This window comes from Peribacillus simplex (assembly GCF_001578185.1).
GTDB lineage: Bacteria > Bacillota > Bacilli > Bacillales > DSM-1321 > Peribacillus > Peribacillus simplex_A.
In genome coordinates, this window is record NZ_CP011008.1 from 1,252,790 (window position 1) to 1,264,860 (window position 12,071).

Consider the following 12,071-nt stretch of genomic DNA (forward strand, 5'->3'; position numbering starts at 1 on the left):
AATGACGACACCGACACAGGCGAAGATTTTAAATGGAAAAGACTTTTTGACCATGAAGGAGTCAACACCCACTGCGATAGCGGATTTGTTAAAGCTGGCACAGACCATTAAAGGCAAATTGCAAGCTGGCGAGGAATATACACCTTTAAAAGGGAAAACGCTGGGGATGATCTTTGAAAAATCGTCTACCCGTACCCGTGTTTCTTTTGAAGTTGGCATGATGCAGCTTGGCGGACACGCTTTGTTCTTAAGTGGTAATGACTTGCAAATTGGACGCGGGGAAACTATTTCCGATACTGCAAAAGTCCTTTCCGAATATATTGATGGGATCATGATTCGTACCTTCGAGCATGAAAAAATCCTAGAGTTGTCGGAAAATGCTTCTATCCCAGTCATCAATGGGTTAACAGACCTTGCACATCCTTGTCAGGTACTTGCTGACTTCTTGACGATCATCGAGATAAAAGGGCAGCTAAAAGGCCTGAAGATGAGTTATATCGGAGATGGCAATAATGTTGCCAATTCATTGATGGTCGGCTGCGCAAAAATGGGAATGGATTTTTCCATTGGATGCCCTGAGGCCTACAAACCTGATGAAAAGGTCGTTGCCTATGCTCAAAAAGTGGCAGAAGAGACTGGCAGTGAAATTGTGGTGACAACCTCAGCTTCAGAAGCTATAAAAGATGCGGATATCGTCTATTCCGATGTTTGGACCTCCATGGGGCAGGAAATCGAGAATAGTATTCGCTTAGAAGCCTTTAAAGATTATCAAATCAATAGTGAACTTGTGAAACATGCCAAAGAAGATTATTTATTCATGCACTGCCTCCCTGCTCACAGGGAAGAAGAAGTAACAGCTGAAGTCATCGATGGACCGAATTCCGTCGTTTTCCACCAAGCAGGGAATCGTCTTCATGCCCAAAAGGCGGTTCTAGTGGATTTAATGTCTTAACCAAAAAAGTGTCTGCTCAGAGAGAAGTCGCTCAGTTTGTAGAAAAAAAGGTTTCGGAATGGTCCCATTCCGAAACCTTTTTGATTTTATTTGTAGCAGTTAGAGAAATAATAACTGGATGGATCAATACTTGGGTCTACCAGTCTAAGTGTCTGCTCAGAGAACAGACGGTTTTTTAATTCAGCCGAATTTCCTGTATTCCTTAATTTTTCAGACATGAAAGAAAGTAACCTGGTAATAATAACAAGGAAAGCATGTAAAGGGGTGAAATCTATGGGGCAAAATCGTCAATTTAAGCCAGGCCAGAAGGCACCTAATAATGGGACCTATGTAGAAATCGGTGAAACGGGCAGCACGGTAGTGAATCCGAAAATGGTTAAGCTTGATGCAGGGGATGCCTTTCCTGAAACGTCTAATCATAACCGGATATGGACATATCAGCGAAAGCCATGAAAAATTAAAAAGCAGGAAAAAGGAATGATCGCCATCCTTTTTCCTGCTTTTTTCTATTCAGCGGTAAAACCGAAAATTTTCGAAATTTCCAAATAGCTCTTTCTTAAATAATGGCTTAAGGGATCTTCGTAATGATCTGGAATGCTTTCAGTGAATCCAACGGCAGTGATCGCTCCCAATAATTCTGAATTATAATTAAAAACTGGAATGGACATGGAGGAAACAGATGGTACAAGAGGCTCTTTGGCAAAAGCTATTTTGTATTTCCGAATTTCATCATATTCATTTGTTTCTTTAAGGAACGAGCCTGTAACATGACGATCTTTTTCAATCCAGTCCGCTGTCAAGGAAGGATCCTGAAATACTGTGAATACTTTTCCTGAAGAGGATGATGGGGGGAGACGCGTACCTAACTGGGCCCCGATGTTTAAGTTTTGGTTGGAATTCCATATTTTTGCCGTGATTGGTCCATCGTATGTCCAGACGGAAAAAAGGACTGTGCAAGAGGTATGGTGACTGATTTCCTGTAAATAAGGGGTTATTCTGCTCGTGACGTCCTCATTTCCGATGGCTGCCATGCCGTATTGAATCAATTTGCTCCCAAGGTGATACATACCTGTTGTCTTATCACGATAAAGTAACTCGAGTTGAGTCAAAGTATTCAAATATTTATATAGATTACTCTTCGTTATTTCCGTTAATTCTTGAATATCAGAGAATCTTAAAGGATTTCTTTGGGAAGCAAGTAAATCTATAATGCCCATACCTATTTGTAATGATTGGATTGTCGAACCAGATTTTACGATTTCCATATGTCAATCTCCCTAATCAGTTTAATTTAGGTCTAGTATATCAGAATCTTTAAAATTTAAATGAAATTTAGCAAGAAAAACCGGAGGCTGCTTGAAGCTATCAATATACTTTCCTTTTAAATAAATAACTTTAGCGGACCATTTTATTGATTCCGAAGTAGTCATAATGGTGTAGATGATAACATTTGCACAAAAATTTGCAATACTTTCTTGACAATATTCCGAAAATTAAGTTATCATTTATATAAATAGTGAACAATGTTATCTATAAGTGAAATTTGTAGATGCACAGTCATTCATATTCTTGTTTGTGAAGTAAATCTAAAAGAATTATCCCGCAAATTAGGATCGTGGCATCAAGAAGAGGTTTTTTAAAAAATCGAGATTAATAAAGGAGAATGAAATATGAGATTAGTAACTTTCAGCATTCAAGGATTTAAACGTATTGGTGCAATTTACCCGAATAATGTAGTAGTTGACTTGAACTATGCCTATCAAGCGCTTCTGGAAAGCGAAGGGAAACTTCGCAGTGAACAAATCGCTGAGGCATATGTACCTGCAACAATGGAGGCATTTTTAGAGGGAGGGAATGAAAGCCTTTCCATCGCTAAAAAGGCTGCTGACTACGCAATTAACAATCGTGATTCATTCAGACATAAATTGATACATCCAATTGAAGATATAAAGCTTGAGGCACCTGTCCAAAAGCCAGGTAAAATTATTTGTGTAGGACATAACTACCGTGAGCACATTGCTGAAATGGGCCGCGAATTACCGCCATTCCCTGTGGTATTCGCAAAGTTCGCCAATGCAGTAATCGGTCCGCAGGATGACATTCCGTTTTTCCCGATTTCTGAACAACTGGATTATGAAGCGGAATTCGCTTTTGTAGTCGGACAAAAGGCACGTAATGTTTCACAAGAAGATGCACTTGATTATGTAGCGGGTTATACAATTGCCAATGATGTTACGTATCGTGATATCCAAAGGCGTACACTTGAATGGCTTCAAGGGAAATCGGTTGAAGGAAGTGCTCCGATGGGTCCTTGGTTAGTCACATCCGATGAACTATCCGATCCATCTGGCTTAAATGTCCGATTAACTGTAAATGGTGAGGAACGCCAAAAAACGAATACATCCAACTTCGTATTCGATGTGAAATATTTAGTTGAATTCTTATCGAATTTAATGACGCTTGAACCTGGTGACATCGTTCTTACAGGAACACCTGGTGGGGTAGGAGTAGCCCGTGATCCACAAGTGTTCTTAAAAGATGGTGACGTTGTCAAAATCGAAATCGACAAAATAGGTTATCTTGAAAACCGTGTTCGACGTGTCGGGGAGGGAAAATAAAATGGCTTATCAGGAGATCGGGACATCAATCCAATCGGTTCAACAATCAATCGACCACATTCTTGAGACAGCCGCAAACCTTCCGGAAGAGACGATCCGATTAAAGCCTACAGAGGAGGAATGGTCCATCATGCAGATACTTTCCCATTTAGCTGAAGCCATTCCTTATTGGTTAGGTGAAGTGGAAACGGTAATAGCAAAGCCTGGGGCCAAATGGGGGCGTGGATTGCAAGATCCAGCCCGATTGGCAGCAGTCGGTGATATTGACAAACTTGATGTTGATGATGTCTTGAAGCAAGTGGAGGAGCTTAAATATGAAGTGGAGAGCAGGCTTGGGAATTTAGAAGAAGAAGCACTCTCTAAAGAATCGCCACACCGGAATTTCGCTAAATTCGGAAACAAACCAGTTTCTTATATTGTGGAACACTTCATCGATGAGCATGTTTCAGGACACTATGATCAAATCAAGCGAAATCTTTCTAAAATCCAGTGAGGAAAGATAAAAAAGAAAGTAGGGATTAATATGGCTGAAAAATCGGAATACATGAACAGTACAATCGTAAAAGATTTTACAAAGGATATCCAGCAGTATAACCTTGGGCCTTTGTGGGAAGCCATTCCTGCCCTGATGGACCATGAACCTAAACCTCATGCCCATGCTTATTTATGGAAAGAAGAGCTTTTGACAAAAAAGTTGATGGAAGCAGCAGAAATCTTCACACCTGATCGAGGAGGGGAGCGCAGGGCCATTTATTTTCAAAACCCTGGCTTAACTTATCGTCAGCCATGGGGATGGGCTTCGACAACACAAACGCTTTATGCAGCGGTTCAGCTGTTGTTGCCAGGTGAAGTGGCTCCTTCCCACCGTCACTCTCAAAGTGCTCTTCGTTTCATTACGAATGGTGAAGGTGCCTACAGCATCGTGCAGGGAGAAAGGATCTTCATGGAAGAAGGAGATTTCTTGATCACGCCGAAAAACCTATGGCATGGTCATGGTCATGTTGGCGAAAAACCGATGATTTGGATGGACGCCCTTGATATTCCAACTATCTATTCCATAGGCGGCACTTTCTTTGAACCATACCCAGACCGGATTGAAACGCCTAAACGGCCGGATAATTTTTCGGAGCTCCGTTATCAAGGCGGGATGGTTCGTCCAGTATCCGATCGTTATTCACAAGTGGCACCGCTTGCCAACTACAAGTGGAAAGGAACCAAAGCAGCGATAGAAGGGTTAATGAACTTTGAACCAGATCCATATGAAGGTTTTGCAGTGGAATATATCAATCCTTCAAATGGACAAACGGCCAATCCGACGATGGGGGCATGGATGCAGAAACTTCCAAAAGGTTTCCATACCAAAGCACATCGCCATACCCATTCCACAATCTATCAAGTGCACCAAGGTTCAGGCTATTCGGTCATTAATGGAGTGCGTTTTGACTGGTCCAAGGGAGATTATTTCGTCGTTCCGAATTGGGCTTGGCATGAGCACATTGCAGAAGCGGATTCTTACTTATTCTCGGTAAACGACCTACCGATAATGGAGAGATTCGATTTAGAACAGCAACAGGCATTTGACGCAAACAATGGTTACCAAAAGGTTGAAAGTGAATTCAGGCCGGTTTTGGTTTGAAAATAATCTGTTTGCAGCTTTCATCTTGATCCTGATGAATATATATGCCAGTCGAATGAAAACGCTTACTTATATATTGTTTCGCAACTTTGGCGAAAAAGCAACTAATTTAGGGGGAATTGATGATGAACACAGAAAAAAAACCATTCATCGTTATCGGTGGGGGAATTGGCGGATTGGCAACTGCTTTAGGAATCGCAGAAACAAAACAGTATGTAAAAGTCTTGGAGCAAGCTCCCGAATTTGGTGAAATTGGTGCAGGGATTCAGCTTGCAGCAAATGCCACCAACGTTTTACAGCGTTTAGGCGTCATGGATAAAATCAATGAAATTGCAGTATTTCCAAAAAGATTGGTGCTGATGGATGCCTTTTCCGGCAAAGAGCTTTCCGCTTTGGATTTAGGTGATGTTTATAAGGAAAGATATGGAGCACCGTATGTTGTTTTGCATCGTTCCGATTTGCATAAAGTACTGGCTGAAGCCTGTGAAAATAACCCGTATATCGAACTGGTAACGAACCAAACGATTATTGATACAGTGGAAAATGAAGGGGAAGTGACGGTTACTTCTGCCAATGGGTCCCAACATTCAGGAACGGCTGTCATCGGAGCTGATGGATTATGGTCCAAAGCACGGAAACTTTTTGTCGAAGATCAACCGGTCTGCTCGCAATATGTTGCATACAGAGGAGCGATCCCGATGGAAGAGGTTACGAGCCATGGAGATTTAGATGATGTATATATGTGGATTGGACCAAACCTTCATCTTGTTCAGTACCCGGTTAGAAGGGGGGAACTATACAACCAAGTAGTCGTGTTCAAAAGTTCTCAATACACGGTAGAAAACGAAAAAACAGATCAATGGGGAACCCCGGAAGAAATGGACCGTATATTTGCCGGAACTTGTGAGCTTGTTCAGAATGCGATTTCATTTATTCAACGACAACGCCGCTGGCCGATGTATGACCGATTACCAATTGATAATTGGACAAAAGGAAGAATTACGCTTACGGGCGATGCTGCACACCCGATGCTTCAATACTTGGCACAAGGGGCTTGCCAGGCGTTAGAAGATGCAGCTTATTTGTCGGATATGCTTCATAAGCATGGAAAGGACATTGAACAGGCATTTTTGGAATATCAAGAGGAACGCATTCCGCGTACGGCTAATGTTCAAACAAGCGCAAGAATGTGGGGGGAAATCATTCACAATACGACCGATGCAGGCATTCTGCTCCGAGATACGATTCTTACAGGTCGCACGGACAAGGATTTCCAATTCGTCGATCAATTTCATGGTTACAATAAAACGGCCGTGAAAGCATAATCCGTTTTGTTTCATCTAAATGCTGTGCTAAGGGATTTTATGCATTTTACAAATGGGTCTGCCTTTCTTCTATATGAAGAAAGGTTTTTTTCGTTCATCCTCCATACCTCCCTGCATTTTTTATAACTTTCCTTTACATGGGGGAAATTAGAAGTATAATGAAAATATAAAGGTCAAAGTTGGTCAAACCAAGTGTGAATTCGTTCATGATATAGATGAATGGGAGGTTTTAAGATGGATATGAATAAAATGACGGAGAGAACCCAACAGGCATTCATTGGCGGCCAGGAACTAGCCAAAGATAGAGGGAATCCCGAGCTGACGGAGCTTCATTTATTAAAGGCCTTAATGGAACAGGACGAAAGTTTATTGATCAGGATTTTATCGGAATCTGATAAACCGATGAATCAGTTTGATATAGGGCTTAATAGAGAATTGGATCGATTACCGGAAGTGAGTGGGAGTGTTTCCGAGGTTTACATGTCATCCTCCTTACAAAAAATTTTGACGGTTGCCGAAAAAGAAATGCAGAAGTGGGAAGATGAATATTTATCTGTGGAACATTTGCTGCTGGCGTCCTTGAAAGGCAATAACACGAATATAAACAGACTATTCTCATCACATGGAATCGATTACGAAAAAGCAAAACGGATTATACAAGATGTAAGGGGGAATCAGCGGGTGACTAGTCAAAATCCTGAAAGCACATATGAAGTACTGAAAAAATACGGCAGAGATCTTGTTGCTGAAGTTAAATCAGGGAAGGTCGATCCAGTCATCGGTCGTGATGCGGAAATCAGAAACGTCATCCGGATCCTATCACGTAAAACAAAAAATAACCCCGTATTAATTGGAGAACCTGGTGTTGGTAAGACAGCGATTGTCGAAGGATTGGCGCAAAGGATCGTCAGGAAGGATGTCCCGGAAGGATTAAAGGACAAAACCGTTTTTTCACTAGATATGAGTGCACTTGTCGCAGGGGCAAAATTCCGCGGTGAATTTGAGGAACGTCTTAAAGCGGTATTAAATGAAATTAAGAAGAGTGATGGAAAAATTCTTTTATTCATCGATGAACTGCATACAATTGTCGGTGCTGGCAGAACGGATGGCGCACTTGATGCAGGGAATATGTTAAAGCCGATGCTTGCGCGTGGCGAGCTGCATTGTATCGGTGCAACAACCCTTGATGAATATCGACAATATATTGAAAAAGATCCGGCTCTAGAACGTCGTTTCCAACAAGTTCTGGTTCCGGAACCAGATGTGGAGGATACGATTTCAATTTTGCGTGGGCTAAAAGAACGGTTTGAAATTCACCATGGTGTCAGGATTCATGATCGGGCAATCGTGGCTGCCTCTGTCCTTTCGAACCGATATATAACGGAGCGATTTCTGCCGGATAAAGCAATAGATCTTGTGGATGAAGCCTGTGCGATGATCAGAATGGAAATCGATTCAATGCCATCTGAGTTGGATGAAATCACGAGAAGGGTCATGCAACTTGAAATTGAAGAAGCGGCCTTGAAGAATGAGGAGGACCCTCAAAGCAAAGCTAGACTGGAAGTGCTTCAAAAAGAACTCTCAGAACTCAAGGATCAAGCGAATGGCATGAAAGCCAAGTGGCAAATGGAAAAGTCGGCGCTTCAAAAAGTGCAGGATCAACGTGAGGAACTTGAGAAGTTGCGTCATGAACTGGAACAGGCAGAGAATGACTATGACCTTAACCGAGCAGCGGAACTTCGGCACGGAAGGATTCCACAGCTTCAAAAAGAGTTGGATGCCATGGAAGATGAATTGGAAAAGGAAAAACAGGAATCACGGTTGCTTCGCCAAGAAGTGACGGAGGAGGAAATTGCCTCGATCGTTGCAAGGTGGACGGGGATTCCTGTAAGCAAGCTGGTGGAAAGTGAAAGGGAAAAGCTGCTTCGACTATCTGAGATCCTTCATGAACGCGTAATAGGTCAAGGGGAAGCGGTGGAACTCGTATCCGATGCTGTATTAAGGGCAAGGGCGGGAATTAAAGATCCAAACAGACCGATTGGTTCATTCATTTTCCTGGGGCCGACGGGTGTGGGTAAAACAGAACTCGTAAAAGCTTTGGCAGAAACGTTATTCGATAGTGAAGAACATATGATTCGTATCGATATGTCGGAATATATGGAGAAACATTCCGTGTCCCGTCTTGTTGGTGCACCCCCTGGATATGTTGGATTTGAGGAAGGAGGCCAACTAACGGAGGCAGTTAGGAGAAACCCCTACTCGGTCGTATTATTGGACGAAATTGAAAAGGCGCATCCGGAAGTCTTCAATATTTTGCTGCAAATGTTGGATGACGGGAGGATAACAGACTCCCAAGGTAGAACCATAAACTGTAAAAATACAGTGATCATCATGACTTCAAATATCGGTTCCCATTTCTTGTTGCAGTCCAACCGAGTGGATGGTGGAATTGAAGAAGAGATAAAAGATCAAGTCTTTAAAGAATTAAGAGGGCATTTCCGTCCGGAATTTTTGAATCGGGTAGATGATATTGTTTTATTCAAACCGCTTACTAAACAAGAAATCGTTGAAATCGTAGAAAAAATGGTTTTTCAATTACAGGTAAGGTTAACTGAACAAAATATAAACCTTAATGTCACTGAAGCGGCCAAGGAATTCATTGCGGACCAGGGATATGATCCTGTATATGGGGCCAGACCGTTGAAGCGATTCATCCAAAAGCATCTGGAAACGAAGATCGCCCGTAAAATCATAGCTGGCACAGTTGGACTGAATGAAGAAGGAATAACGATTGATTATGATGATGATGAATTGGTCCTCATATAAAAAATTTGAAATGGAGTTTAACCGTAAGCAAAGTACGGTTAACAAAAAGGACATCCTCAATGGATGTCCTCTTTTGCTTCTTAATGTTGATGAGAGTCTTTTGCTGGCCCAGCAGGCAAAATAGCAGGGATGATGCAAATCAGGATAGCAGCAGCTAATCCTAAAATCGTTCCCTGTTTAGCATCGTATGAAACTCCGATCATGGAAGAAACAACATATACAGTCATATGCACTAATAAGAATGTCCAAAAAATTGCCCAAGCATAACGCATCGAATTTCACCTCATTCCACTACATTCATTTTTATCTTACCATAATTAATATACAGTTAAAACGTGTTTTTAATAATAACCTTTAAATAATTCATACATTAAATCATAAGAGAACTTTTCAGGCACAGTCCAGTTGGTACCAAACGTCAAATGGAAAATCATAGGACCTAATATAAAACAAAATCATCACTATTTGGTTAATTTGGGATAAGAAGTTAGGTATTTCCACTGACCCTTTCTATTTTTCGTCATAAATTAATATAGTAGTAGTAATATTCCTTAAAGGAGTTTGACCGATGGAACAACGAACTTTTCAAATTGATGACCAATGGAATATCATCTATTATCCAGAGCGGCCCAGTGGTTTTTCCGTATTGGTAATTGGAGACCGTAGTCATTTTGTCGAAAAAGACAGCAGCTTTTGGCTGCAGCATCCTGGCAGGTTGGAGATATTGGAATATTTAAAGGAATACGGATACACGCTATTTTCATCCAATTTTTACGGAGCCAACTGGGGAAGCCCAAAAGCATTGAACCTTTCCCTTAACCTATATATTCTCTTCATGAAAAAAGAAATAGTCAATCAAAGGGTTCATATATTGGCAGAGGGGTCAGGAGCGCTCCTTGCCTTAAAGCTAATGAATGAACTTGGAAATAAAATACGTTCAGTTGTATTGATTGATCCGGTTTTTTCCTTGAAAGCACAACTGGAGAAGGAAAAGGAAAATAAGTTCTTCTATAAAAAATGGCTGTCCGAGGTCGCTGCTGCATACGAGCTCGATCCACCAGAATGTGAACAGCATATTATGGACACTGAAGATCCAGTGATTGCTGAGAAAATCCCCATGAAAGTGATTCAGGTTTTTGGAAGCATGCGGAAAGAGCAAGCCTCCCTTTATCGGCAAATCCAACTGGCTAGAAAAGCAGACTTGCAGCTGACGTATTTATTACCGGAAAAACGGTATAAAATCCCCTATCAAATACAGAAGTTTTTCAATGAGAATGAAGAGTCTTTATGAGAATGGATATATTTCTACAATAGTTTGCATACGATACAGCATCTAAAAAAACTAGACGTGCCGGATGAAGAGGGCTGGATGGCATACGAGGGGGCTGTATTTATGCAAACATACATTGTAATAGGCGCTTATCAATTTGTGGGATTCTATGTGGCTCAATACTTTTTGAACCAAGGGGAAGAAGTAATCGGAATTGATTGGACTGATTCCGAAGCAAGTAAATATATTATGGAAGAAAAGGAACTTGAAATAGGTAGAAGTTCAAATTATATTTACTTTCCGATAAATAAACTTAAATTATTGGATATTACAAAGCAGGACACTGTGTTCATATCTTGTTACGATATTCAAAGCGGAAAGATGGGTAAAATCGATTTTCTTATAGACGAAATCGTTTTCTTTATTGAGAAATGCAAAAAAAATGGCTCGAATGAAACGCCAAATTTTGTTGTTTTCATGCCAATTGAAGAAGAGATCAGTATTTTTCAATCCATATTAAGCTCGATTCGTGGAATTGATTCTGCAAAAATCATATTTTTACCCACGATTTATGGACCTTGGCAATCGGAAGGCATGAGCTTTGAAGCTGGGATCAATCAACTTGGTCAGTCTGATATCAAACCGGCGATTGCTAACGAATATACTGGGGATGCTCTCTTCATCACTGATTTTGTGAATGCTTTGGAAGAAGTGCTTGCTTCCTCTTCCGATAGGGATATCCAATTGTGCAGCAGTATAGATGATCATTGGAATAAATGTGCAAAGTTAATATTTGGTGAAAGTTTGGGTTCATTCAATTCCCGATCAACAACTAAAATCAATAAAGGATCAATATTTGAGGTGCCTAGCAAAATAGATCCAGAAGAAGGCATTGCTTTACAAAGAAAACATAATAAACGATTAAACTTACTTAAAAAGTGGAGAAAGCGTGATTAAAGAGGGAATGGCTGGTTAATCCGGATAATCAAATTTGAGGGCAATTATGAACAAAGAACATTCGAATCACAATTTTTTTGTGATCGAGAACTTTCGTTATTTAAGAAGGTCAAAACTGTATATTTGCCTCTACCTTATATGTTTTGTACTATAATGTTCAAGGACCGAAATTAATATCAAATGATATTCATGATTTTATATTTATGCCCTTTACGAAAGGGACATCTGGAATTATGATAATATTGATATTCAAATGATAGGGGGAAACACAAAATGAGTTCAGATAAAACTCTTGAATTTATGGGGATCGCCATGAAGTACTTCCCTGAGGCTAAAGCGAAGCTTGAAGCAAACGGGATTCCATTCTCAATGGAGATGGCAGAGCCATTCATGGAGCTCTTTAAAAACGTAATGCAAGAAGCTTATGAGCTTGGGAAACAAGATGCTCAGCGTTAATTAAACGTAGGCTGTCCAAATAAAAGGACAG

Annotated in this window: 12 protein-coding genes; 10 read left to right on the top strand and 2 right to left on the bottom strand. The window is 40.8% G+C overall.

Annotation, left to right across the window (positions count from 1 at the left end; translation table 11 throughout):
* Window position 1: 1 nt before the first annotated feature.
* Together argF and UP17_RS05885 are read left to right on the top strand one after the other, a co-directional pair.
* Entirely contained in the window at window positions 2-952 is a 951-nt protein-coding gene (gene argF / locus UP17_RS05880; protein WP_061465999.1) for an ornithine carbamoyltransferase, read from the top strand.
* Between the two features lie 273 nt (window positions 953-1,225).
* Window positions 1,226-1,405 carry a YjzC family protein gene (locus UP17_RS05885; RefSeq protein WP_061462081.1) on the top strand — a complete coding sequence of 60 codons (180 nt, stop codon included), beginning with the start codon at window positions 1,226-1,228 and terminating at the stop codon, window positions 1,403-1,405.
* A gap of 53 nt (window positions 1,406-1,458) precedes the next feature.
* On the opposite strand, the gene UP17_RS05890 is transcribed toward UP17_RS05885, so the two are convergent.
* Window positions 1,459-2,217 (bottom strand): IclR family transcriptional regulator, encoded by a 759-nt coding sequence (locus UP17_RS05890; RefSeq protein WP_061462082.1) that lies wholly within the window; start codon window positions 2,215-2,217, stop codon window positions 1,459-1,461.
* 405 nt (window positions 2,218-2,622) lie between these two features.
* On the opposite strand from UP17_RS05890, the gene UP17_RS05895 reads away from it, so the two are divergent.
* The 5 genes from UP17_RS05895 (at window position 2,623) to clpB (ending at window position 9,357) form a co-directional block, all read left to right on the top strand.
* Window positions 2,623-3,570 carry a fumarylacetoacetate hydrolase family protein gene (locus UP17_RS05895; RefSeq protein ID WP_061462083.1) on the top strand — a complete coding sequence of 316 codons (948 nt, stop codon included), beginning with the start codon at window positions 2,623-2,625 and terminating at the stop codon, window positions 3,568-3,570.
* A gap of 1 nt (window position 3,571) precedes the next feature.
* On the top strand, window positions 3,572-4,063 hold the full coding sequence (locus UP17_RS05900) for a DinB family protein (protein ID WP_061462084.1): 492 nt from the start codon (window positions 3,572-3,574) through the stop codon (window positions 4,061-4,063).
* A 30-nt stretch (window positions 4,064-4,093) separates the two neighbouring features.
* A complete protein-coding gene (locus tag UP17_RS05905) occupies window positions 4,094-5,206 on the top strand; it encodes a cupin domain-containing protein (RefSeq protein WP_061462085.1) in 1,113 nt (370 codons plus the stop codon).
* A 122-nt stretch (window positions 5,207-5,328) separates the two neighbouring features.
* Complete coding sequence (locus UP17_RS05910) at window positions 5,329-6,531, top strand: FAD-dependent monooxygenase (RefSeq protein ID WP_061462086.1); 1,203 nt, start codon at window positions 5,329-5,331, stop codon at window positions 6,529-6,531.
* Between the two features lie 234 nt (window positions 6,532-6,765).
* Window positions 6,766-9,357: an ATP-dependent chaperone ClpB gene (gene clpB / locus UP17_RS05915; RefSeq protein ID WP_061462087.1), complete on the top strand. Its 2,592-nt coding sequence runs from the start codon at window positions 6,766-6,768 to the stop codon at window positions 9,355-9,357.
* A gap of 80 nt (window positions 9,358-9,437) precedes the next feature.
* Here the strand turns inward: clpB and UP17_RS05920 are convergent, their stop codons facing one another.
* On the bottom strand, window positions 9,438-9,629 hold the full coding sequence (locus UP17_RS05920) for a YjzD family protein (protein WP_061462088.1): 192 nt from the start codon (window positions 9,627-9,629) through the stop codon (window positions 9,438-9,440).
* 296 nt (window positions 9,630-9,925) lie between these two features.
* Between UP17_RS05920 and UP17_RS05925 the strand changes: the two genes are divergently transcribed.
* The 3 genes from UP17_RS05925 to UP17_RS05935 all read left to right on the top strand — a co-directional run bounded on the left by UP17_RS05925 (window position 9,926) and on the right by UP17_RS05935 (window position 12,040).
* Window positions 9,926-10,648, top strand: a complete 723-nt coding sequence (locus tag UP17_RS05925) for a hypothetical protein (RefSeq protein ID WP_061462089.1) — start codon at window positions 9,926-9,928, stop codon at window positions 10,646-10,648.
* 102 nt (window positions 10,649-10,750) lie between these two features.
* Window positions 10,751-11,584: a Rossmann-fold NAD(P)-binding domain-containing protein gene (locus UP17_RS05930; protein WP_061462090.1), complete on the top strand. Its 834-nt coding sequence runs from the start codon at window positions 10,751-10,753 to the stop codon at window positions 11,582-11,584.
* A gap of 273 nt (window positions 11,585-11,857) precedes the next feature.
* The gene (locus UP17_RS05935; protein ID WP_061462091.1) at window positions 11,858-12,040 is read left to right on the top strand and encodes a ComZ family protein; all 183 of its coding nucleotides are present in this window, start codon (window positions 11,858-11,860) and stop codon (window positions 12,038-12,040) included.
* Window positions 12,041-12,071 lie beyond the last annotated feature (31 nt).

What these genes read in the sequence shown, in the direction of transcription:
- UP17_RS05925 (WP_061462089.1), top strand. Translation starts at nt 9,926, where the DNA reads ATGGAACAACGAACTTTTCAAATTGATGACCAATGGAATATCATCTAT.
- argF (WP_061465999.1), top strand. Translation starts at nt 2, where the DNA reads ATGACGACACCGACACAGGCGAAGATTTTAAATGGAAAAGACTTTTTG.
- UP17_RS05895 (WP_061462083.1), top strand. Translation starts at nt 2,623, where the DNA reads ATGAGATTAGTAACTTTCAGCATTCAAGGATTTAAACGTATTGGTGCA.
- UP17_RS05935 (WP_061462091.1), top strand. Translation starts at nt 11,858, where the DNA reads ATGAGTTCAGATAAAACTCTTGAATTTATGGGGATCGCCATGAAGTAC.
- UP17_RS05905 (WP_061462085.1), top strand. Translation starts at nt 4,094, where the DNA reads ATGGCTGAAAAATCGGAATACATGAACAGTACAATCGTAAAAGATTTT.
- UP17_RS05890 (WP_061462082.1), bottom strand. Translation starts at nt 2,217, where the DNA reads ATGGAAATCGTAAAATCTGGTTCGACAATCCAATCATTACAAATAGGT.
- UP17_RS05900 (WP_061462084.1), top strand. Translation starts at nt 3,572, where the DNA reads ATGGCTTATCAGGAGATCGGGACATCAATCCAATCGGTTCAACAATCA.
- UP17_RS05910 (WP_061462086.1), top strand. Translation starts at nt 5,329, where the DNA reads ATGATGAACACAGAAAAAAAACCATTCATCGTTATCGGTGGGGGAATT.
- UP17_RS05885 (WP_061462081.1), top strand. Translation starts at nt 1,226, where the DNA reads ATGGGGCAAAATCGTCAATTTAAGCCAGGCCAGAAGGCACCTAATAAT.
- UP17_RS05920 (WP_061462088.1), bottom strand. Translation starts at nt 9,629, where the DNA reads ATGCGTTATGCTTGGGCAATTTTTTGGACATTCTTATTAGTGCATATG.
- UP17_RS05930 (WP_061462090.1), top strand. Translation starts at nt 10,751, where the DNA reads ATGCAAACATACATTGTAATAGGCGCTTATCAATTTGTGGGATTCTAT.
- clpB (WP_061462087.1), top strand. Translation starts at nt 6,766, where the DNA reads ATGGATATGAATAAAATGACGGAGAGAACCCAACAGGCATTCATTGGC.